We start from the raw sequence: 22,647 nt of genomic DNA, 5'->3' as shown, positions 1-22,647 counted from the left end.
GTTTATGGCTCACAATAGCTGATAGGTTTATCGGATTCGATTGTTATAATATCCGATGATCTATTCTGTTTGTCTTGCCGTTGCTCATTCAACAACGGTAAGGCAAACATCCATTGATAGCTATCTGCAAATAGATTCTCAGCTTGTAAATCACGGGATAGCATATGATACCCCTCTAAATAGAGCTTAAAAGCAACTCTTGCTGGCGCTGATTTACTATTATTTAACATGCTGCACATTGCCTTTTTCGGTATCACTTGATCCTGATTACCATAGACAATAAAACTATTAATCGAGATCTTTTTAGCCGCTAACAATGCGTTATCCATTAAATTAGTTAATCCATATAACGCATCTATACGGGTCTTTTTTATCACCCATTGATCACTCGACATCGCCCGTAACGCAGCAATATTATCGGTGGCTTGAATACCTAAACCTTTGCCCGTCGGTTGCCAATCAGGAAAGGTATGCACAGCAAGCCACAATGACCATCTCTGATACCATGGCTGTGTGCTTCTTGCCCAAACAGCTGGCGCCAATAAAACCACCCCTTGCAGATAATGTGATAACATTAATCTGTTATCCGCCATCGCAGTGAGAATAACCGCCCCGCCCATACTTTCACCAACGACATAAATAGGTAAATCAGGGTATTGCTTTGCTAACAACTTGCTAATAACAGCTAAATCTTGCTGTAATCGCCCAGCTTTTGGCCATAAACCCGCCATTACGGTTTGTCCAAAACCACGTTGATCATAGGCAAAGCAAGCTACATTGCGAGCGACATAATATTCACACATCTTAGTAAAGCCATTGCTGTAATCATTAAAACCATGCAAAGCAATGACGATTCCCTGAGCAGGGCCATCAGGCCAATAGGTATGCAACGGTAGATAGTATCCATCATCAGCAATGAAATAGTTCTTTTGTAATTGAGGGGGTAGGAGAATATCAGAGAGAGGCTGAGTTTGTGGTGAACTACAGCCGTACGACAAAACAACAATAAGAAGCAGTAATAATGGTTTGTATCTACGGGAAAAACAAACTTTCAAGTAGCACTCCTTGCTTGTTGCTAAGCTGTTTTACACGCTAATTTATAATAGTGATTATTGTTAAATTGAAACTCTTCAATTACCTGTAATGCGGTTTTACCTGTATGAGCGTGATAAGATCTTGGATTTATTTTATTAATAAAGGTAACCATCACTGGATAGCGACTAGCCATATGTTGCAGACTAAAAGTGAATATTTTTTCAAAAACGCCCAGACCACGAACACGTTTATCAACACAAATGGGTCCATATTGATAGGAGTTATCAACTGTTAAATTCTGCCCTTCGAAAGGTACATCATGTAAATTTTCGACCATATATTGAAACATCGGCCATTGTTGCCAAAATCCCCAAGAAGCGGACATAGCATAGGCAACGATTTGCTCATTCTCAATAGCTATACAAAGCCCCTGCTCTTTTTCAATTAACGCAACTAAATGTGCTTTAGTAAAAGCGGTTGTAATAAAACCATCTGCTTTGTCATGTTCAGAGATTGAATCTATTTGATATTTGTAATGAAGTGCAAGCACCTCGTCAACATGGTCAATAGTGGCCACTTTTAGCGTTATGTTCACGTCTGCATCTCCTTCCTTGTTTATACCAATTCCGATAAATAGCTGATCTATTTTACTGGTTAAAACAACTTACTGCTGCGTTGTAATTTTCGCAAAGGGAATAACCATTTACGTCAAATTACGCCTTGAATTAAGCTGTTTTTCCTGCGCAAAATCTAGATCACATACTTACCGGAATTGGTATTAATATCCTCACCATAGCAAAATGGTTGTCACATCTGCTATGGCAAGGGAATACACTTATTTATTATTAACAGCCCAAAGATGCATCAGTTCAACGGCAATCGTTGCACCAGCTAATGCGGTTATTTCACTGCTATCATAGGCAGGCGAGACTTCAACGACATCCATCCCCACTATATTAATCCCCTGCAAAGCACGTAACACTTTTAATATTTTATCTGTGCTTAATCCTCCACACACGGGAGTCCCAGTACCTGGTGCATAGGCGGGATCTAAACAGTCGATATCAAAAGTTAAATAAACAGGGAGCGATCCAATTTTAGTACGAATAATATCGCAAATTTGCTCAACACTAAGGTCATTAGCCTGCATCGCATCAATCACGGTAAAAGCGTGATTATTCGGATTATATGACGTACGAATACCGATTTGCACGCTATGGTCGGGATCGATCAATCCTTCATTTGGCGCATGGTAGAACATGGTGCCATGGTCATAGCGGCTGCCACTGTCATAGGTATCTGTATGTGCATCGAAATGAATCAGCGCCATTTTTCCGAATTTCTTATGGTGCGCACGTAATAAAGGCAGAGTAACAAAATGGTCCCCTCCGAGCGCTAACAGCGCTTTATCGGAAGAGAGGATCTCATTGGCGGCCTTCTCTACTTTATCTGTAAATTGTGCGGCATCACCACAATCGTATACTAAATCTCCCGCATCAATGGCACTGATTTGCTCAAGCAAATTAAATTTCCAAGGATAACGATAACCTTCCCATGCCAAATTAATCGAGGCATGACGAATCGCTGTTGGCCCCATACGCGCACCAGAACGCCCAGTGGTTGCTAAATCAAAGGGTAAACCTAATACCGCTAGCTGTGCATTCGCAGCGACGGGATCCATCGCCAATGGCAAGCGTAAAAAAGTCATGGCATTGGAGTAAATTGAATTATCCACTTGCTGAAATAATTGACTCATCTATTGTTCCTTAATAATCTTCTAAATAGGTATAACCTTTCAGGCCTAAAATGAGTTCATCAAAGACCTCTTCACGCTCTTCAGGTGGTAATTTACTATTCACTAATTGAGAATAGGTTTCTTTAAATTCTTCAGAATCTAAGCTGACATAATTGAGCATATCTTCGACAATATTGCCGTGGGCGATTTCGGTCACGTCTATTTCACCATCATCATTGACCATCACCACCGCACTGTGAGTATCACCAAATAGGTTATGCATATTGCCAAGAATTTCTTGATACGCGCCCACTAGGAAAAATCCCATTAGATAAGGTTTCTCCTCTGTCCAACGAGGCATTAATAACGTGCTTTCAATACCCTGCCCATCTACATAATGGTCAATAGCCCCATCAGAATCGCAGGTAATATCAAGTAAAACGGCACGGTTTTGTACCGCATCATCTAATCCATTTAAAGGCAATACTGGGAATATTTGCTCAATCCCCCATGCGTCAGGCAATGACTGAAATAAGGAGAAATTAACAAACAGTTTATCAGCCAATTTTTCGTTTAAATCATCAATAATAGGGCGATGGAAACGATTTTTTTCATCCATTAATTTATTAAGTTCATGACAAACTCGCAGATGTACCTGCTCTGCCCATGCACGTTGCCTCAAGTTAAGTAGACCCGTTGCAAATTGACTGTGCACTTCGGCGACGTCATTTTGTGTATCGTGGTAAATTTCTATTAATGCACGGTCATCATTACGTTTATCTAATTGCTCCCATGATCCCCACATATTTTGCAATAACACTGATTCATCGTCGCTCGGAGGAAGCAATGTTTCTGGTTGATAAGACTCAGCACCAATTACATTGGAAATTAATACCGCATGATGCGCTGTTAATGAGCGACCTGATTCAGAGATAATGGCTGGGACGGGTTGCTGATAGGTATAACAGATATCAGCAATCGTACCAACAATGTTATTAGCATATTCAGCTAAACTGTAATTCATGGAATTAGATGATTGGCTGCGAGTACCGTCATAATCAACAGCCAAACCACCACCGACATCCATATAAGCAACTTGCGCACCGAGTTTACGTAATTCACAATAGAATCGTGCGGCTTCACTCACCCCAAAGCGAACATCTCGAATGTTTGCTATCTGAGAACCGAGGTGAAAATGCACTAATTGTAGAGTATCAAGTTTATTTTCTGCGCTTAACGTATCAACAACAGACAATACCTGTGAAGCAGATAAACCAAATTTAGATTTTTCACCGCCACTTGCTTGCCATTTTCCCTTACCTTGAGAAGCTAAACGAACGCGAATACCTAAGCGAGGCTCAACATTAAGCGCCTTAGCTTCACTTAAAATTAATTTAAGCTCCGACATTTTTTCTAAGACAATATGTACCTTATGGCCAAGTTTCTCACCAATTAATGCAAGGCGAATATACTCTCGGTCTTTATAGCCATTACAAACAATCACCGATGAAGCTTTTTCCGCTAACGCCAATACAGCCAATAACTCAGCCTTACTGCCCGCCTCTAAACCGAGCTGCTTCTCTTCTTGGTCGAACTGACTGGCAATAATTTCATTAACAACTTCGCGTTGCTGATTAACCTTGATTGGATAGACCAGTAAATACTTTTCAGCATAATCATATTTTTGAATGGCATTATTAAAAGCTTCACAGATGCCATTAACACGCTGATGAATAATTTGAGGGAAACGCACCAATACAGGTAAAGATAAACCTTTATCCTGAATTTTTTCGACGACGGTACTAAGGTCAACACACATCTCTGGTTGATTATTTCGTGGGGCAACATAAACATTACCAGCATCGTTAATACCAAAGTAACCTTGGCTCCAATGACGCACATTGTAGCAAGCACGAACATCGTCAAGGGAAGTTTTATTATTCATTAATAGTCCTTAAATTGTAATCTTTACCCATATCACCAGCATAGTGACGTCTAGGAATTAGAATCAAATATAGGTATAAAGTCCAGTAAAGAAAATTATATTTGCTAAATAATATTATTGTTCGATAAATATAAAGAGAATGATTTTGTTACGGGGTAGTAAAAAATTGCAAGGAGCATATCCCGTTACCAATCACAGCGAATTAAAGAAGCAATGGATAACGGGGCGATTAATCAGAAACGACTGTTGGCGTGTCGATATAACTCTTCATATTCAACGGCGGTATGATGCCATGAAAAATCGATGGTCATGCCATTTTGGATCATTTTCGCAAATGCAGTTTTCTCATTGTGATAGATTGAAGCCGCCCATCTCATAGTTGTTCTGAGTGAATCCGTGTGAAGGTCATAAAACTTAAAGCCAGTGGACTTATTGATTCTTTTCGGTGAGTAATTGCGCACCGTATCTTCCAATCCCCCTGTTGATCTCACAATTGGTAGCGTACCGTATTTCATGCTGTACATCTGATTAAGTCCACAGGGCTCATATCTTGAAGGCATTACAAAGAAATCAGAGCCAGCTTCAACCATATGAGCTCGTTTGTTGTTATAACCAATGTAACAGCCGAATTTATTCGGGTAAGCTTTTGCATAGTTAAGCAATGCTGCTTCTTGGGCTATATCTCCTGAGCCAATAATGACAAATTGCACATCATCATTTATGAGCATCTCCTCAACACAATCGATAAAGACATCTAACCCTTTTTGTGTAGCCAGTCTTGATACAATCCCATATAAAGGCACATTAGGGCGTATTGGCAAGCCAAATTCCTTTTGCAATTCCGCTTTACAAATTGCTTTACCACGCAGATCTTTATGTGAAAAATTAGCTGGAATTAATTTATCCGTTTCAGGATTCCACTCTAACTCATCAATACCATTAATAATTCCACGCAACTTTCCTTGTACGGCGCGATGTTGTAAAGAGCGTTGTAATCCAAAGCCATAATCAACCGATAAAATTTCTTTAGCATAGGTTGGACTAACGGTTGTTACAATATCGGCTGTTAGTACACCTGCTTTTAATAGGTTAAGCTGGTCGTAAAACTCAAAGCAATTAACATTAAAGTAATCCCAACCCAATCCAGTCCAATAAAGATTCGCTTTATTAAATACCCCTTGATAACCAATATTATGAATAGTCATAACAGACTTTGTTTCACTAAAATTATCATAGGATTCATATAACCCGCTTTTTAGATAAACACTACACAAGGCCGTATGCCAATCATTACAATGTAGAACGTCGACTTTAAGATCTAATGCGAGTACCGCCTGCATAATAGCTCGGCTTAAAAAGATAAAACGTTCTGCATTATCAGAGTATTCATGTCCATCCCAATCATATAATTTAGGGCGGTCAAAATAGCGATCGAATTCAATAAAAAAGAAGGATAAATTGTCACTAAGCTTATGCTGACGGATACTCCCCCACAACTCATTTTCATCACCAAAAGGAACGCCTAAAAGCTCATGCACACACACGGTATCGGCACATTGTTCTGCCATAACTTGTGGGTAATAGGGCATAAAAACGGATACATGATGGCCATCTTCAGCCAATGCATGTGGCAAGGAAAAAGAGACATCGGCTAATCCACCCGTTTTAGCATACGGTGCTGCCTCACTTGTTGCCCAAACTATATTCATCATTTACCCCTCAAATTTAACCAATAAGCCACTCTGCCACAAAAAACAATTATCTAGTAGATGTTCAACTTTCATGGTAAACATTATTGTTGATTATTATATTTTTTGATTGCTGACGAGAATAAACCTCAAGATTACTATAAAAGCAGGAAGAGCCAAAATTTTATCTCGCTTAGTGAGCAAACTCTTTCCTTTTTTGAGGCGCATTATGGTATAAAATAACGGCAATATTTAATAGCAATCCCATCTAAAGCGATTTTTTGTGAATAAAAAACCAGACAGAATAACTGCCATGCAACAGATAATTGATGCAGTGAAACATGAGTTTCCCTTATATCAAGAGGATACTTTTGTCTGTGGGCCTGACAACAGTTGCGTTGGTTGTAGCAAAAAACTGATGGAGTTAGTGGATTCTGAACTCACCTACTGGCAGCATCAAATTAATCGTAATATTCCCCCTACATTTAATGAACTGGCAAAATTCGGCAAAATGTGTAAAAACGTCCGCCGTGCGTTAGTTCGTAATAATAGAATTTAACCTTTACGCGATGCTCTATTTTAAAAACAGGCTGATCGATAGAAGGTGATAAATAATTATCAACTTTAATTTGAATAAACAATGTAGATGATTAGTTAACTGCAGTAAGAATCTCTACACCCCTTTGTAAAACAAAGGGAGTAGAAGATAATAGAATTGACCGATAAGCCGGGTTCTGTCGTGAATCGTCATTCGTCTAGGCCTGCAATCACTCACAGGCTCAAGCAACCTACCCGCTTCCAGTATGGGCCATACCTCAGGAAGCCTATTTGGTCTTGCTTCGGGTGGAGTTTACCTTGCACCAAACTATTACTAGTTGGCCGGTGCGCTCTTACCGCACCCTTTCACCCTTACCTACAAATAAATTTATAGGCGGTCTTCTCTCTGCTGCACTTGTCGTTAGCTCGCGCTACCCAGGCGTTACCTGGCACCCCGCCCTGTTGAAGCCCGGACTTTCCTCCCCCGTTATCGGTAAAGATAACGGCAGCGACGATTTAGTCAATTCCGCGGCGGATTATACGGGAAGCATGATGATTAATACAAGTATTAACGATCATCCTTACCTATAAATTTTCTAAACCCCATTTATATAACTCATTCTTTTTTTCATCGTGAATTTGAGCGGTTATCGCTGCTGCTTTTTTAAGCGGAAGATGCTCTTTTAATAACGCCAAAGTATTTAATGCGACTTGAGAGATACTCTCTTCGTTTTTTTGCGCGCCGGCTACCATCAAAACAAATTCACCACGACAATGATTACTATCTTGATTTAACCAGTCAACCATTTCACCCGCAGGCATTGCATAAAAAGATTCAAAGGTTTTCGTTAATTCACGGGCAATGACCACCTTTCTATCCGCACCAAAGATTGCAACAATCTGTGCTAATGTATCTTGAATTCGACGAGGAGACTCATAGAACACCATGGTACGGCTCTCTTCAATGAGCATCTTTAATTTATCTTGTTTGCCCTTCTCCTTCGCGGGTAAAAAACCTTCAAAAGAGAAACGATCCGTTGCTAAACCAGCGGCACTTAAAGCGGTGATCACCGCAGATGGTCCAGGAATAGGGACTACATCCACCCCCGCATCGCGACATTCATTAACTAGGTGATAACCCGGATCACTAATTAACGGCGTACCCGCATCGGAAATAAGTGCCACTGATTGCCCCGCTTTTATTTTTTCAATCAATACGTTACCACGCTGACGTTCATTGTGGTCATGAAGTGGAAAAAGCGGTTTTTTTATTTGATAATGACTTAATAGCTTGCCACTGTGACGCGTATCTTCCGCGGCAATCACATCAACTTGCTGTAGGGTTTCGATAGCACGTAGCGTAATATCGCTAATATTTCCGATCGGAGTGGCAACAATATAGAGTTTTGCGGGAAGTAGAGAGGAAATCGGGTGATTTTCGGACATATTGTCGCCTAATAAATGAATAGATAAGTGAATAGGATTGTTTAACTGTGCTGGCAATATTACACTATAGGCAAAGTAGTTGGAAATATTTGCAGTTTTTTTGGCTATCGACATTTATTAAAGTTTGTTAATACATAAGGGATAACATGTTGCACGTTTTAACCTCACCGAAACGATTTTTTTATAGTTTAATAATGATATTAACGGTCACAATTTTGTCTGCCTGTACAAGTACTCCACCTGCACCAGAAGATATTCCGCCAGCACTGTTCTCAAAATTGGACTACGATTCAGCTTATTATCTTAAAAAAGATGAACAGTTAGGAAGTGATAAAAATACATCATGGCAATTTATTACACTGCAAGCATTAATATCAGAGGGTAAATTTACCTTAGCAAACTCTATTATTGAATACTTACAAAGCCAACCGCTGAGTGACACACAACAGTCTGAGCTGTCGCTGTTACTGGCCGATAAATTATACCGACAAAATCGTCTTGGTGAGGCTCAAACTGCACTGAACAAGCTAACGAGCGACAAACTATCTGCCCTTGGCTATCTCTATTATCTAAAGCTACAGACAAAAATATACAAAGAAAGTGGTGATGCTTCAGGCGCATCGGATACATTACTACTGTTAATTCCCGTATCAAGCAATGAACAAGAAAAGCAACAATACACTGATATGCTTCTCGAGCAGTTACTATTATTACCGGAATCTGTATTAAATCAATATGATGAAAATCAGCTTCCAGCAGGTAACATATTAAGTTTTCAAGAAATTAAACAAGGTTGGTATGAACTAGCGATACTTTATCAGCGTTATCAATCTCGCGCTAACCAGCTATTACATGCTTTAGAAAATTGGCAACAACGTTATCCAACACACCCTGCATTATCCTTAATGCCACAAAAGCTAACTGACATCCAAGAATTGAGTGCCTATGAACCGAAAAATATTGCTATTTTAATCCCCCTTTCCGGGCGCTTTGAACAGCAAGGAAAAGCCATTCAATATGGGTTATTACATGCGTTTTATAAACAACAGCACAATAAAGAGAGTGAAAACATAACCACTCAATCTCCAACATTGCACTTTTTTGATACGAATATACAATCACCAGAACAGATCATTACGGCGATGACCGAGCAAAATATCGATTTTGTCATTGGCCCGCTACTCAAAAGAGAAGTTGATTCGTTATTACCTTTAATGGCTGAACTTCCCGTTTTATCATTTAACAGTATTGATAATGAACAAATGGAAGAAAACCGGGTGGCTTGGCATTACGCATTCCCCATTTCACCGGAACAGGAAGCCAAACAAGCGGCGCAACTTATTGCTCAACAACAGCATAAAAAACCGTTAATCATCGCTCCAAATTCAGCCTATGGAAAACGGATTGCTGATGCATTTACAACACAGTGGTTAACTCTAAGTGAACAACAGACTGAACAAGCAGAGCAGGCAGAAGTCCACCTTTTTAACAATAAAGCACAATTAGCTGAATTTATAAGTGGTGTATTACAGATAGACCAAAGTAAAACACGTATCACGCAGATTAAAAACCTAACTGGCCTGCCTTTAGAGACAGAGGTGCGTAGTCGCCGCGATATTGATGCCATTTATATTGTCAGTAATCGTGATGAATTAAATTTGATCAAGCCCTTTATTGATGTTTCTATTAGTCCTTTTGCTAAAGCCATTCCACTTTATGCAAACTCACGTAGCCATGTGGTTGACCATGATGGCAAACAAAACAAAGAGTTAGAAAAAATCACTTTTTCAGATATTAACTATCTCATTGATGTTAATAATACGGTGTTTAACGAGGTTGAACAGGTATGGCCAAAACAGCCCTATTCTACCTTACGTTTATTTGCTTTAGGTTTTGATAGCTACCAGCTAATTAACCAATTAATACCGTTACAAAATATTGCCAATTACAACTATCAAGGATTGGTCGGTGAACTAACTCTTGATAACAGCAATATTGTTCAAGCTAAATTGAGTTGGGCTAAATACCAACAAGGTAACAGTATTGAAATTGACACGGCTATTACAGAAGAGTAATTCTCAGGGCGTAAAGTCTGAGAAACAAGCCCTTAACTATTTACTTAGTCAAGGGCTGACCTTAGTGTGTCAAAATTATTATTGCCGTATGGGTGAGGTCGATTTAATTATGCAGGATCAAGATACCTTAGTATTTATTGAAGTTAGGTATCGCAAAAATAGTGATTTTGGGGAGCACTCGCATCGATTACAACAGCTAAACAGAAAAAATTAATAAAAACAGCCAAACACTATCTAGCACAACTCGAATACGAGCCTTACTGCCGTTTTGATGCGATTGCCATCGAACAACATTCGAATACGCTAGAGTGGATCCAAAACGCTTTTATAGAATAAGATGAAATATATATTATGATAAATGAAAGAATTCAAGCTCATTTTGCTGAGAGTATTCAAACCAAAATAGTTGCAGCAGAAGCTTTGCCTGAATCCATTGAAAAAGCAGCAAAGGTACTTGCTGCTACTTTGATTAAGGGAAATAAAATTCTGGTGTGTGGCAATGGTGGTGCTGCAGCATTAGCACAAATTTTTGCTTCTCATCTGATCAATAAATATGAAACGGAACGCCCCTCTTTACCCGCGATTGCAATTACAGCAGATGCTGCGTTAGTTTCCGCCATTGCCAGCGATAGCCACTTCGATCAGATTTTTGCAAAACAAATATCGGCACTTGCTCAAGCCGGTGATATATTGTTAACTATTAGTCATGGTGGTAACAGCCGTAACATGATCAAGGCAGTTGAAACCGCACTGAGTAAATCTATTCAGATAATATCTTTAAATGGTGTTGATGGTGGAGAATTAGCCGGTCTTCTCGGATCCGATGATATTGAAATTCGCGCACCAAGTGACAAAGGTTCACGCATTGAAGAGATTCATCTATTAGTTATCAATTGCTTAAGTGATTTAATCGACCATCAACTTTTCCTTCAAAATTAGAGTATTTATGAAAAAATTATTTTACACATTACCTTTATTATTTATATTTTCTCAATTGCAAGGTTGCGTGGCGGGCTTATTCGTCGCCACGGGAACAGCAATAGCGGTCGAAAGTGATTCGCGCAGCGTTAATCAGCAAATAGATGATAAAGAATTAGCCATGAATGCAGCTGAAAAAGTGCAACAATTAAAAATACACCCCGATCTAATCCGTATTAATTACATTGCAAACGATGGACATCTATTACTGATAGGGCAAGTAAATACGCAAGAAAACAAAGATGCCATTGACAAACAAATCAATACCTTAACTAACATAAAAGGGCTCTATAACCAATTACAAATAGGCTCCCCTCTGGGTTTTTCTCAGCAAAGTAAAGATACTTGGATTACAACCAAAGTAAAAACGATGTTGGCAGCAGATGAAGAGATTGACCCATTAAAAATAAAAGTCATCACTGAAAATGGAGAAGTTTATTTAATCGGTCAAATAAGCGCAGAAATGGCAGATAATGCCACCAATATTACGCGAAAAGTGGAAGGCGTAAAAAAAGTGAATCGTATATTTCAATTTACCGATAAATAATAACGAATAATATTGCACGACTACAGCTGAACAATAGAACGTTCAGCTGTAGTCGTAGTCCAGTAGCTCCGTTAACCTTCCTGTAGTGTATAAACGGCCGAAGATTTGCTCTTTAACTCATTACACTTATCACACCAAAAATTAACCGCCCCACAGGCTTTTAAACGCTCCAGCTGCTCACCACACTCATTACAGGTAACTCGTAATGAATAATCACTATTACAAGCCTCACAATGGCGTTTTAATTCGCCACTACGTACAAGTTCATGGCCACATTTAGAACAGTTTAATTGCATCATTATTTTCCTTTTTTATGAAACTTCATCATACGTTTGCGTTTATGCATTTGATTAGGTGTTAATTTATTACGGCGACCTTCAAATGGATTTGTACCTTCTCTGAATTCAATTCGGATCGGTGTCCCCATAATTGCCAAAGAACGACGGAAGTAGTTCATCAGATAACGCTTATAGGAGTCAGGTAGTTTATTTACTTGATTACCATGAATAACAATCAGTGGAGGATTATAACCACCCGCATGTGCATAGCGTAACTTAACACGACGCCCCTGCACCATTGGTGGATTATGGTCATCCGTTGCCATGGTCATAATTCGCGTTAACATTGAAGTTGAAATTCGTTTAGTTGAAGAATCATAGGCTTCATCAACAGATTCATATAAATGACCAACACCCGTACCGTGTAATGCTGAAATGAAGTGAATTTTAGCAAAATCGATGAAACCAAGACGACGATCTAATTCACTTTTAACCCGCTCTTTATCATATTCACTCATGCCATCCCACTTGTTAACGGCAATAACCAGAGAACGTCCTGAATTTAGAGTGAAGCCTAATAATGATAAATCCTGATCTGAAATGCCATCTCGGGCATCAATGATGAGCAGTACAACATTACAATCTTCAATCGCCTTTAGGGTTTTAATAACCGAAAATTTTTCAACGGTTTCATTTACTTTTTTACGTTTACGCACACCAGCCGTATCTATCAGTACGTATTCTCGGCCTTCTCGGCTCATCGGAATATAAATACTGTCTCGTGTTGTCCCCGGCATATCATAAACAAGCACACGTTCTTCACCCAGAATACGGTTAGTCAGTGTCGATTTTCCTACGTTAGGGCGGCCAATTATAGCCAGTTTGATCGGCAGATTTTTTAGACGTTCTTGCTCTTTTAATAGCGATTCTTCATCTTCTTCAACATATTCTGCTTCATCAAAAAAATCGTCTTCTTCATCTACATCAGAAACGACATCAAAAAATCCGTCTAAAGCAATCTCTATCATCTGTAGCACACCTTTACCATGTGCTGCTGCAATTTGATAAACTTCACCTAACGCCAACGCATAAAATTCACCACAAACAGAGTCAGCATCAACGCCATCGGTTTTATTGGCCACTACAAAGACATTCTTATCTTGTTTACGTAAATATTCAGCGATCGCTTCATCTGCTACCGTTAACCCTGCGCGCGCATCAACAAGAAATAATACGGCATCCGCTTCCTCAACCGCCTGTAACGATTGCTCCGCCATTAAGGCATCGATACCTTCTTCATCGCCAGTAATACCGCCTGTATCAATAACAATAAACTCTTTTTCATCGATTTTTGCCTGGCCGTATTTACGATCACGCGTTAAACCGGGAAAATCCGCAACTAACGCATCACGCGTCCGAGTTAAGCGGTTAAATAACGTTGATTTACCCACGTTTGGGCGACCAACTAAGGCGATCACTGGTAACATATTTTCAATCCTATAAAACAAAAAAAGCCCCTAGGCAAAAGCGAGGGGCTAATAGTATACAATAAATAAATAATTAATTATTCGTAATTAATTGTATCGCTGCAATTTAAACCATTTTAGTTTGTGGAAATTAACTAACTAAATGACTAACCGCTATTTTTATAAATAATAATTTACAAATTATTCATTTAATATCGGCTTTTCAATGGCGATCAGGTCCCCACTACGCGTCTGTATATAAAGGTATTTATCCGTTGCAATTGGTTGCATATACAAGCCATCTGAATCAAGTTTCTGCATCGCAACAAAGGAACCATCATCACGATCAATCCAATAGAGGTACCCCTCACCATCACCAACAACAATATACTCATTGGCAACCGTCACACCGGTCACATCACGATAAGATAATTGTCCATTCATCCACTGCTCTGCTCCAGAATTATAGTCAACAGCAAAAATATGGCCACGAGAATCGGTTAAATAAATCGTCGTACCGGATAACGCAATATCGGTATACCCCGCATATTTACGCGCCCAAATTTGCTCACCTTTGAGCAGATCAATAGCAACTAAGTTACCATTATAGGCAAGCGCATAAACTATCCCATTACGAATAATCGGTTGCATATCAACATCAACGATTCGGTCGAGCTCAGTTGCACCACTTGGTCGTGCGACAGGTAGTTGCCATAAGGGACGTCCATCTTCTAATAACGCAACTGAAACAAAGCCATCGGCACGCCCATAGACTACGCCACCCTGCGCGATCGTCGGCGTTGAGCTGCCACGTAAGCTTAGGGTGGGCTGCTTATTATTCAACGTCCAAAGCTTTTCTCCGGTATCACTATCTAAAGCATACAAATTTCCGCGCGTAGTATGAACGATGACTTTTCCCGCTGCATAAGCGGGTTTAGCAACGACTTCACCACCCACGTCGACCAACCACAGTAATTTGCCATCTTGTTTATTGAAGGCTAATACCTGCGCATTTTCTGTGCCAATATAAATAGCATCGGAACCAACGGTAACACCACCAGAGAAACGGGCAGAACGATTTAACTCATTGTGAGGATCATCGCTAAAATTTGTCGACCAGAGTTGTTTACCGTTTTTTATGGAAAATGCTTTAACATAACCATCTCGAGAAGCAACGTAAATGGCATTTTCACCTATACCAGGTTGCAATTGGGAATAATATTTATCGACACCACTGCCGACACTTCTTTTCCAAGCAACACGCGGTTTATAGGTACTTTTAAATACAGGTACTTCAGCCATTTGCACAACATCTTCTTCACTAGAAAATATTGAACAACCGCTTAAGAAAAAAGTAACACTGGCAATAACAGCTAGATATTTAGAGCATTTTTTCATTAATCATCTCAATCTATTGGGCTTATTCAAGCACAGGAGCGGCAACATCGTCAGTTGTCGTTGCTAAGTCATCGAATTGTAGCTGTAATATAGGATCTACACGCCCTTCACTGGCCATAATCGCTTCTTGGAATGCCCCACGAGCTTGCTGCAAATCTCCTTTATGTAAGTAAATATTGCCTTTTTCTTGCGAGGCTTTAGCTAAAAAGCTATTTGACTTAATTAAAGTTAATGTTTGTAACGCAGCTTCATGCTCACCAAGCTCTACTTGGACACGTGCTAAACGCAAGTTAACAACGTCATTAAGCGGTGCAAATTTATTTTCTTTTTGCACTTGTAACAATTGCTCTTTCGCTAATGCAAAATTTTGTTGTTGAATCGCTTCTTTAGACAATAATAACGCTGCTAATATTCCATAGTTATTAGAAATATTATCATTAACGAAAGCACTAATTTGAGTTAAATCTTTTGCGCCATTCTGCGCCTCAAATTGTAATAACATTGTGCTATAAGCTTGGGATTGTTGTTCCTGAGTTGCAATAACAGAGTCGTTATAATAACGCCATCCCCAAAGTCCAGCTAAACCTACTACAGCGCCAATAATTAAGCTGTTACCATTCTCTTTCCACCATTTTTTAATGGCATCTACTTGTTGCTCTTCTGTTTCGTAACCTTCAATAATGTCAACCACGTTACTTTCCTTATAATTTTAATTCATTGAAAATGGTAGGTAATACCTTAACTAGCTCATTCATTGCAACTGTTTGTTGCTCTACATTGCTTTGTAACTCTTTAATTGTGACACAGCCACTCTCAAGCTCACTCTCACCGATAATTAAAGCAATACGAGCACCACTCTTATCGGCACGCTTCATCTGCTTTTTAAAATTACCCGCACCACAGTGATGCATCATTTTAAGTTGTGGAAATTCATTGCGAATTAACTCCGCCATTTTAAAGCCCGCCATATCCGCGCCTTCACCCACTAACACACTATAGATATTAACATCGCCTTTAACATCTGCATTTAACTGTAGTGTTTCCAACATTAATATGATGCGCTCTAATCCCATTGCAAAGCCAACTGCTGGAGTTGCTTTACCACCGAGTTGCTCGACCAATCCATCATAACGACCACCGGCACAAACTGTGCCCTGTGATCCTAATGTATTAGTTACCCATTCAAACACAGTACGATTATAATAATCAAGTCCACGCACAAGTCGCTCATTAATCACAAAATCAATGCCAACGGCACGCAAATATTCTTGTAATTGAGCAAAATGCGATGCTGATTCTGCATCTAGATATTGTGAAAGTTTTGGTGCACCAACTAACAAAGCTTGCACGTCAGGATTTTTACTATCTAAAACGCGTAGTGGATTACTATGCATTCGACGTTTACTATCTTCATCGAGTTGTTCTTGATGTTGAGATAAAAAGGCAACCAATGCTTCTTTATATTCTGCACGTGCTTCATTAGAGCCTAATGAATTAATTTGTAATTCGACATGCTGGTCAATACCGAGGGCCTTCCACAGACGTGCAGATAATAAAATCACCTCTGCATCAATATCCGCACTCGCTATACCAAAAGTTTCCACTCCAAATTGGTGGAATTGACGATAACGCCCTTTTTGTGGACGTTCATGACGGAACATCGGCCCCGTATACCATAAGCGACGCTCTTGATTATATAACAAGCCATGTTCATTACCGGCACGTACGCAGGAAGCTGTACCTTCCGGTCGAAGTGTTAAACTGTCACCATTGCGATCAGCAAAGGTATACATCTCTTTTTCAACGATATCTGTAACTTCACCAATTGAACGTTTGAAAAGGTTAGTATTTTCAACAATTGGCATACGAATTTCAGAATATCCGTAACTACTAACAACCTGTCTTAATAACGATTCTAATTTTTGCCAAACAGGAGTTTGCTCTGGAAGGGTATCGTTCATGCCTCGAATAGCTTGGATCTTTTTTGTCACAGTGCATTCCAAATAGAGTAAAGTGATGATTAAATTGTCGCTTATTATAGGGACTTTTGAACATAGATGAAACCGCAGGATAGGGATAAATCAGAGAAATTTTCACCTCATAAATGATTGCTAAATGAGTACTTTGCAGGATTTGTACAATATTCACTCAGCAATCAGCGAATAAATAACCGCTATCTATTTCTATTACCCTTAAACATCTGTCAAAATAGCCTCAATTTATAATATTAGCAGCAATTATTAACAGCAATCCGCATATATTGTGGTCATCACTTGTTTAGACAAATGAGATAAAGCAGATATTTATGTGGATTGCTATAACATATGGACATGAGCGTTATCGTATGCAGGAATCAAACAACCTTAAAATCCGAATTAATTTTAATAGCTCAAAAAAGAGCGTCGCAAAACAAACCATCGATTACCACTACAATTGGCGTAGAATTGCAGTGGTCAGCTTTGCTGTCATTGCAACAAGCTCTTTAATTATCAAGGGTATTTACTCCCTCAACTCACAAGAGGCTGTTACTCGAGATAGCTCCTTAATCAATTCAGTTAAGACATCGGAACGCCCAAATCATCACGCCCAAGATAAAAATAGTGCGCAACCTGCCACAACTTTCACCGCCAAGCGGGCCATTTTGCCAGCAATGCAGAGACAACAGCCCGTTACAGTCACAGAAACATCTGCAGCCGTGATAAACCCTATCACCAAGAAGATCACTCCCTCAGGAAATAACAGGACAACTAAGCCTACCGATAAGCTTTTTAGCAAACTTAAAACAGAGATTTTTGCGACGCAGATAAATCGTTTCACGCTCGCTAAGGGAATTAACAACAGAGAACCTATAGGCAGTATTAATGACGTTAAATTTAAAAATGAGCTTGCCACTATCTATGCCTACGCAGATATACACGATTTGCAGGATCAAACAATCTATTATCATTGGAGCTTCAATGGTAAACCCGTAGCAAAGGTAAAAGTGGCCGTTCTCGGTGACCGTTGGCGTAGTTATTCAACAAAATTCATACAAGCCCATATGCACGGATTATGGCAAGTTGCTCTTCGCAACAGCAAGGGTGAAACACTTGCTATTCAACAATTTACTTACTAATAGGACGTTTAAAAGTGGCGCGTAATTGTGCCACTTTTTCAAAACAGACACACTCTTTATGGTGGTCATTAACCAATCCCATCGCCTGCATAAAGGCATAGGCGGTTGTTGGTCCGAAAAATTTCCAACCGCGCTTTTTCAGTGCCTTACTCAGTGCGATAGATGTTGCGGTGATACTTGCAATGGGATGTTGATGTGCCTCTTTACCAAGATGCATCTCAACCTTAGAGGGCTCCCATTGCCATATATAAGCTGCAAGCGAGCCAAACTCTGCGACTATCTGTTGTGCACAACGGGCATTATTGATAGTGGCGGTTATCTTACCGCGGTGGCGAACAATGCCTTGATCAAGCAATAAACGGCTCACATCTTTTTCTGTAAAATTAGCCACTTTATTAAAATCAAATTGGGAAAATGCAATTCGAAAATTTTCACGTTTACGCAGAATAGTGAGCCATGAAAGACCAGACTGAAACCCCTCTAAGGACATTTTTTCAAACAATCTAAAATCATCTGCAACGGGATGTCCCCACTCGTTATCGTGATAGTGACGATAATCAAGTTGTTCACTGCCCCACCAGCAGCGTGTCAAACCATCTTCGGCGGTATAGAGATAGCTATTGCTCAAAATGAATACCTAATAAATAATGTGACTGTTATACAATCGGATTAAGTATGTGATCTAAATTTTGCGCAGAAAAAATGGCTTAATTTGAGGCGTAAGTTGACGCAAATGGTTGTCCCTTTGCGAAACTTACAACAAAAAAGTAAGTTATTTTAACCAGTAAAATAGATCTGCTATTTATTCCGATTGGTATTAATATACAGACTACTCAATTTACAGATTGCAGATGGAATAGGCAAATGCAGCATTATAAAAAACTAACTGAACACTATAAAAAAATAGCTAACTTTAACCATTTATATGCCATTACTAGCTGGGATCAAGCCGTGATGATGCCTAACGGAGGCAATAATGCGCGATCCAGTGCCTTAGCTGAATTATCTTTACATGTTCACCAATTGGCAACTGCAGCCCATCTTGGGGAACTCTTTGATAAAGCAGAGTCAGAACAACTTGATCCGATTGAAACGGCGAGTTTATTAGAAATGAAAATGCAGTGGCAAAAATCAGCACTGCTACCCGATGATCTTGTACAAGCACAATCCCTTGCTGGTTCAAAATGTGAACATGCATGGCGAATACAACGACAGGAAAATGATTGGCAAGGCTTCACAAAAAACTTTGCAGAAGTGGTTAATTTAGCACAACAAGAAGCTCAAATTCGCGCACATGCGAACAATCAAACGCCCTATGACGCACTACTCAACCTCTACGAACCAGGCACATCATCAAGTGAAATAGATTCGATATTTGCCAATTTAAAAACCTGGTTACCAACACTAACGCAGCAAGTACAAGAAAAACAAGCGGGTGAAAAAATTGCAATTCCAACCGAGCACTATTCCACTGCACAGCAAAGGGCACTTGGGCTAGATGTCATGAAACTATTAGATTTTGATTTTAATCATGGTCGATTAGATATTAGCTCTCACCCATTTTGTGGCGGAGTTAGTCAAGATGTGCGTATTACCACACGTTACGATGAAGCTGACTTTGTACAATCTTTAATGGGTATCATTCATGAAACGGGGCATGCACGTTATGAACAAGGATTACCTAAATCGCTAGCAGGCCTACCGGTAGGTGAAGCGCGGTCAATGGGCATACATGAATCACAAAGCCTATTTTTTGAAATGCAACTAGGTCGCTCACAAGCCTTTATCGAACAACTCGCCCCACTGACAGGCAAACATTTTCCTAATAATAATCAAGCAATATTTACTGCCAGTAATTTACAAAATATATATACCCGTGTGAAACCCGATTTAATTCGCGTTGATGCCGATGAATTAACCTATCCTGCCCATGTCATTTTACGCTATGAAATCGAGCGTGACTTAATCAATGGAAAAATAAGTTATCATGATATTCCTGAATACTGGGATACGAAGATGCAACAATATCTCGGCATATCCACGGCGGGAAATTATAAAAATGGCTGTATGCAAGATATTCATTGGACCGATGGTAGTTTTGGCTACTTTCCAAGCTACACATTAGGCGCCATGTATGCAGCACAATTTATGGCGGCGATGAAAAAGACGGTTGATGTCGATGCGGCCATTCGCTCAGGCGATCTATCACCAATATTTACTTGGTTATCAAGCAACATCTGGAGCAAAGGCAGTACGCTCGCAACCAATCAATTAGTGATACAAGCAACTGGAGAATCACTAAATCCAGTGTACTTTAAACAACATTTGCAAGATAGGTATCTATAAAGGAGCATGAAAAATAAGCGACTGACTATTTAGTCATTCGCTTAATCGCTATTCCTCCACATTATTCAGCTCAATCACATTCTATTGACCTTAAACCAGTGCCAAAGCCCAAGGGAAAAATCGGGGAATAAATCGATACCTGCAGCGGACTTTAATAAATACATGGCGACAGCAATAAATAAGAGCCCCAATAAAGTCACCACTGAAATTAATAGCACCCCGAGTAAAATCGATATCTGCTTCTCTTTATCAGTGAGTTCTCGTCGATTTTTACCAAGTAAAAAGACAAAATAGAAATGCCACCCACATAAAGGCAGCGTAAAAACAGCTCGCCAATCGAGACTATGCTCCCCTTCACTGCGATCACCAATCGCCTTACGAATATGTATCAGCTGTTGTTCATCAAAACTTTGTCGCACAGACTTTGGCATGCGCTTTAATAGGCGTTTAACCTCAGGATTTTACGGATATTTTCTACAGGAACGTTGTTTAACTGTTGTATCACGGTTCACTCTATTTAGTGTTATACCAATCGGAATAAATAGCAGAATCTATTTTGCGGGTTAAAATAACTTACTTTTTTGTTGTAAGTTTCGTAAAGGAGCAACCATTTACATCAACTTACACCTCAAATTAAGCCATTTTTCCTGCGCAAAATTTAAATCACATACTTAATCCGATTGGTATTATATTTTCTACTAGATACTAGGTAAATAATGAAACCGAATTCACTGTTATCCCTTCTCTGATTTAATCGGCTAGATTATACTCGTGTTCTTAAATTATGGTAATAAAGTTACGCATTTTACTTAAAATAACAGATGCGAAAACTACTATCCTAGATAGTGTTCGAACAGAGTCATTCTGTTATGAGTTATTCTATGAATAGCTGTTTTTGTACTTGAATAAATAGCCTGATGCGCTATGAATCAGCAAATATTAGCTTACCTGATGTGATAAGCGGTGAAGTGGTAACTAAATACAACCAAGACACCGCACAGAATAATGAATGACACCTGTATGTGATATTTTCTAAGGTCTCGATCCACCGACGTCTGACTGAATTTGACTAGGTTCATTTAATATAATACCGGCCAAATTTATAAAACTACGTTTATGTTTGCCAATTGGCGTAATTTTTACACTAGCCAATTGATCAAATCCAATCTCTATTGACAGATAATATAGTTTAGCTATCTCAGGCAACGTAATGGTTTCTGTTATATCGCCAACGCTCACTGTAAACATAGCACCCTCCATATCCCTTGCTATAGCCGATAATAATAACGTTGCCTCTTGATAATTACCCGAACCCTGCAGTGAAAAACTAAAACTATTGAGTTCATTAAATTTCATTTTTACAAAGCCATTTTCAAGCACCCTACCTTGGTCTTTAAATACAAAACGGTTTGAGTCTCGATAGGCAAGCTTACCGCTTGCAATGGCAAAATTTACATCGATAATTTCATCGGCACTAAAACTACTGTTGAAATAAGCACCACTTTTAATACTATAAAATTCTCGTCCATCAAGCTCAACTACGCCCGGTTTATCAATAAAAGTGTACCAAACATCATTACCCGTTTCAGGCTCTTCATCACTGGGTAAGGGAGGTACAACCTCAGGGAGATCAATACAACTTTCACCAGAGTAGGCACTACCCGCTTCATTAAATGAGGCTACTCGATAACAAGATTGCTTTCCTGCAACCCCCGCATAGTCTATGTATGAGGTTTCATTCGGATTTAAAGTCGCAATAAGCGCATAATCACCGTCGCTTTTACGCTCAACAATAAAGCCACTCTCATTGGTTGAATCATCGCGCCAAGAAATAACCACCTCGGAAGCGGTCCCCGATGCTGTTGGAAAGTCTTGCGTTATCTGGTTAATTTGATATATGCGGTATTCATTAAATATCTGATAACCAATGAAAAGAGTTAATACGAGGAGCACACCTAATAGTGGTATAGCGAGCGGCGGTTTAATTCTTGATGTGGGTATTTCTGGTAATTTAAACATAAGCAATCCCTTAGTAACTATCTTTCAGGTTGCAAGCGC

General features: G+C 39.4%; 20 protein-coding genes, 1 other RNA gene and 1 pseudogene. 7 read left to right on the top strand and 15 right to left on the bottom strand.

The window, feature by feature from the left end:
- Window positions 1–2: 2 nt before the first annotated feature.
- The 5 genes from AB1A03_RS13765 to glgA form a co-directional block, all read right to left on the bottom strand.
- Window positions 3–1,055 carry an alpha/beta fold hydrolase gene (locus AB1A03_RS13765; protein ID WP_354625193.1) on the bottom strand — a complete coding sequence of 351 codons (1,053 nt, stop codon included), beginning with the start codon at window positions 1,053–1,055 and terminating at the stop codon, window positions 3–5.
- A gap of 20 nt (window positions 1,056–1,075) precedes the next feature.
- Window positions 1,076–1,630 (bottom strand): GNAT family acetyltransferase, encoded by a 555-nt coding sequence (locus AB1A03_RS13760; protein ID WP_354625192.1) that lies wholly within the window; start codon window positions 1,628–1,630, stop codon window positions 1,076–1,078.
- 240 nt (window positions 1,631–1,870) lie between these two features.
- Window positions 1,871–2,791 carry an agmatinase gene (gene speB, locus AB1A03_RS13755; RefSeq protein ID WP_354625191.1) on the bottom strand — a complete coding sequence of 307 codons (921 nt, stop codon included), beginning with the start codon at window positions 2,789–2,791 and terminating at the stop codon, window positions 1,871–1,873.
- A gap of 10 nt (window positions 2,792–2,801) precedes the next feature.
- Window positions 2,802–4,715 (bottom strand): biosynthetic arginine decarboxylase, encoded by a 1,914-nt coding sequence (gene speA / locus AB1A03_RS13750; RefSeq protein ID WP_354625190.1) that lies wholly within the window; start codon window positions 4,713–4,715, stop codon window positions 2,802–2,804.
- Between the two features lie 233 nt (window positions 4,716–4,948).
- Window positions 4,949–6,427, bottom strand: coding sequence for a glycogen synthase GlgA (glgA, locus tag AB1A03_RS13745; protein WP_354625189.1), 1,479 nt, complete (start codon window positions 6,425–6,427; stop codon window positions 4,949–4,951).
- A 259-nt stretch (window positions 6,428–6,686) separates the two neighbouring features.
- On the opposite strand from glgA, the gene AB1A03_RS13740 reads away from it, so the two are divergent.
- Window positions 6,687–6,962 (top strand): hypothetical protein, encoded by a 276-nt coding sequence (locus tag AB1A03_RS13740; protein ID WP_354625188.1) that lies wholly within the window; start codon window positions 6,687–6,689, stop codon window positions 6,960–6,962.
- A 148-nt stretch (window positions 6,963–7,110) separates the two neighbouring features.
- Here the strand turns inward: AB1A03_RS13740 and rnpB are convergent.
- Together rnpB and rsmI are read right to left on the bottom strand one after the other, a co-directional pair.
- An RNA gene (rnpB, locus tag AB1A03_RS13735) (RNase P RNA component class A) lies at window positions 7,111–7,468 on the bottom strand.
- A 57-nt stretch (window positions 7,469–7,525) separates the two neighbouring features.
- Entirely contained in the window at window positions 7,526–8,386 is an 861-nt protein-coding gene (gene rsmI / locus AB1A03_RS13730) for a 16S rRNA (cytidine(1402)-2'-O)-methyltransferase (protein ID WP_354625187.1), read from the bottom strand.
- 146 nt (window positions 8,387–8,532) lie between these two features.
- Here rsmI and AB1A03_RS13725 point away from each other — a divergent pair, with 146 nt between their 5' ends.
- The 4 genes and pseudogenes from AB1A03_RS13725 to AB1A03_RS13710 all read left to right on the top strand — a co-directional run bounded on the left by AB1A03_RS13725 (window position 8,533) and on the right by AB1A03_RS13710 (window position 11,986).
- Entirely contained in the window at window positions 8,533–10,461 is a 1,929-nt protein-coding gene (locus AB1A03_RS13725; RefSeq protein WP_354625186.1) for a penicillin-binding protein activator, read from the top strand.
- Window positions 10,430–10,797 (top strand): annotated as a pseudogene (locus AB1A03_RS13720) (YraN family protein). Before AB1A03_RS13725 ends, AB1A03_RS13720 begins: the two are co-directional and overlap by 32 nt.
- An 18-nt stretch (window positions 10,798–10,815) precedes the next feature.
- Window positions 10,816–11,400 (top strand): D-sedoheptulose-7-phosphate isomerase, encoded by a 585-nt coding sequence (locus tag AB1A03_RS13715; protein ID WP_354625315.1) that lies wholly within the window; start codon window positions 10,816–10,818, stop codon window positions 11,398–11,400.
- 7 nt (window positions 11,401–11,407) lie between these two features.
- Window positions 11,408–11,986, top strand: coding sequence for a BON domain-containing protein (locus tag AB1A03_RS13710; protein WP_354625185.1), 579 nt, complete (start codon window positions 11,408–11,410; stop codon window positions 11,984–11,986).
- Window positions 11,987–12,057: 71 nt separating this feature from the next.
- Here the strand turns inward: AB1A03_RS13710 and AB1A03_RS13705 are convergent, their stop codons facing one another.
- The 5 genes from AB1A03_RS13705 to hisS form a co-directional block, all read right to left on the bottom strand.
- Entirely contained in the window at window positions 12,058–12,285 is a 228-nt protein-coding gene (locus AB1A03_RS13705; RefSeq protein ID WP_354625184.1) for a zinc ribbon domain-containing protein, read from the bottom strand.
- A complete protein-coding gene (gene der, locus AB1A03_RS13700) occupies window positions 12,285–13,751 on the bottom strand; it encodes a ribosome biogenesis GTPase Der (RefSeq protein WP_354625183.1) in 1,467 nt (488 codons plus the stop codon). Before der ends, AB1A03_RS13705 begins: the two co-directional genes overlap by 1 nt.
- A gap of 180 nt (window positions 13,752–13,931) precedes the next feature.
- Window positions 13,932–15,128 (bottom strand): outer membrane protein assembly factor BamB, encoded by a 1,197-nt coding sequence (gene bamB, locus AB1A03_RS13695; RefSeq protein ID WP_354625182.1) that lies wholly within the window; start codon window positions 15,126–15,128, stop codon window positions 13,932–13,934.
- A gap of 22 nt (window positions 15,129–15,150) precedes the next feature.
- A complete protein-coding gene (locus AB1A03_RS13690) occupies window positions 15,151–15,819 on the bottom strand; it encodes a YfgM family protein (RefSeq protein WP_354625181.1) in 669 nt (222 codons plus the stop codon).
- A 10-nt stretch (window positions 15,820–15,829) separates the two neighbouring features.
- Window positions 15,830–17,119, bottom strand: a complete 1,290-nt coding sequence (hisS, locus tag AB1A03_RS13685) for a histidine--tRNA ligase (protein ID WP_354625180.1) — start codon at window positions 17,117–17,119, stop codon at window positions 15,830–15,832.
- Between the two features lie 314 nt (window positions 17,120–17,433).
- Between hisS and AB1A03_RS13680 the strand changes: the two genes are divergently transcribed.
- On the top strand, window positions 17,434–18,243 hold the full coding sequence (locus AB1A03_RS13680) for a DUF2914 domain-containing protein (protein ID WP_354625179.1): 810 nt from the start codon (window positions 17,434–17,436) through the stop codon (window positions 18,241–18,243).
- Here AB1A03_RS13680 and AB1A03_RS13675 read toward each other — a convergent pair.
- Complete coding sequence (locus AB1A03_RS13675) at window positions 18,233–18,871, bottom strand: DNA-3-methyladenine glycosylase I (protein ID WP_354625178.1); 639 nt, start codon at window positions 18,869–18,871, stop codon at window positions 18,233–18,235. The genes AB1A03_RS13680 and AB1A03_RS13675 overlap by 11 nt on opposite strands.
- Window positions 18,872–19,107: 236 nt before the next feature.
- Between AB1A03_RS13675 and AB1A03_RS13670 the strand changes: the two genes are divergently transcribed.
- Window positions 19,108–20,589 (top strand): carboxypeptidase M32, encoded by a 1,482-nt coding sequence (locus tag AB1A03_RS13670; RefSeq protein ID WP_354625177.1) that lies wholly within the window; start codon window positions 19,108–19,110, stop codon window positions 20,587–20,589.
- Between the two features lie 74 nt (window positions 20,590–20,663).
- Here AB1A03_RS13670 and AB1A03_RS13665 read toward each other — a convergent pair whose 3' ends face one another.
- Window positions 20,664–21,020 carry a 3-phosphoshikimate 1-carboxyvinyltransferase gene (locus AB1A03_RS13665; protein WP_354625176.1) on the bottom strand — a complete coding sequence of 119 codons (357 nt, stop codon included), beginning with the start codon at window positions 21,018–21,020 and terminating at the stop codon, window positions 20,664–20,666.
- Window positions 21,021–21,621: 601 nt separating this feature from the next.
- Window positions 21,622–22,608 carry a hypothetical protein gene (locus AB1A03_RS13660; protein ID WP_354625175.1) on the bottom strand — a complete coding sequence of 329 codons (987 nt, stop codon included), beginning with the start codon at window positions 22,606–22,608 and terminating at the stop codon, window positions 21,622–21,624.
- Window positions 22,609–22,647 lie beyond the last annotated feature (39 nt).

The organism is Psychromonas sp. MME2, assembly GCF_040566515.1.
Taxonomy (GTDB): Bacteria; Pseudomonadota; Gammaproteobacteria; order Enterobacterales; family Psychromonadaceae; genus Psychromonas.
The sequence above is the reverse complement of the archived record's forward strand: the minus strand, read 5'-3'. Positions and strand labels throughout refer to the sequence as shown.

What these genes read in the sequence shown, in the direction of transcription:
- speB (WP_354625191.1), bottom strand. Translation starts at nt 2,791, where the DNA reads ATGAGTCAATTATTTCAGCAAGTGGATAATTCAATTTACTCCAATGCC.
- speA (WP_354625190.1), bottom strand. Translation starts at nt 4,715, where the DNA reads ATGAATAATAAAACTTCCCTTGACGATGTTCGTGCTTGCTACAATGTG.
- glgA (WP_354625189.1), bottom strand. Translation starts at nt 6,427, where the DNA reads ATGATGAATATAGTTTGGGCAACAAGTGAGGCAGCACCGTATGCTAAA.
- rsmI (WP_354625187.1), bottom strand. Translation starts at nt 8,386, where the DNA reads ATGTCCGAAAATCACCCGATTTCCTCTCTACTTCCCGCAAAACTCTAT.
- AB1A03_RS13725 (WP_354625186.1), top strand. Translation starts at nt 8,533, where the DNA reads ATGTTGCACGTTTTAACCTCACCGAAACGATTTTTTTATAGTTTAATA.
- AB1A03_RS13710 (WP_354625185.1), top strand. Translation starts at nt 11,408, where the DNA reads ATGAAAAAATTATTTTACACATTACCTTTATTATTTATATTTTCTCAA.
- AB1A03_RS13705 (WP_354625184.1), bottom strand. Translation starts at nt 12,285, where the DNA reads ATGATGCAATTAAACTGTTCTAAATGTGGCCATGAACTTGTACGTAGT.
- der (WP_354625183.1), bottom strand. Translation starts at nt 13,751, where the DNA reads ATGTTACCAGTGATCGCCTTAGTTGGTCGCCCAAACGTGGGTAAATCA.
- bamB (WP_354625182.1), bottom strand. Translation starts at nt 15,128, where the DNA reads ATGAAAAAATGCTCTAAATATCTAGCTGTTATTGCCAGTGTTACTTTT.
- AB1A03_RS13680 (WP_354625179.1), top strand. Translation starts at nt 17,434, where the DNA reads ATGTGGATTGCTATAACATATGGACATGAGCGTTATCGTATGCAGGAA.
- AB1A03_RS13670 (WP_354625177.1), top strand. Translation starts at nt 19,108, where the DNA reads ATGCAGCATTATAAAAAACTAACTGAACACTATAAAAAAATAGCTAAC.
- AB1A03_RS13665 (WP_354625176.1), bottom strand. Translation starts at nt 21,020, where the DNA reads ATGCCAAAGTCTGTGCGACAAAGTTTTGATGAACAACAGCTGATACAT.
- AB1A03_RS13660 (WP_354625175.1), bottom strand. Translation starts at nt 22,608, where the DNA reads ATGTTTAAATTACCAGAAATACCCACATCAAGAATTAAACCGCCGCTC.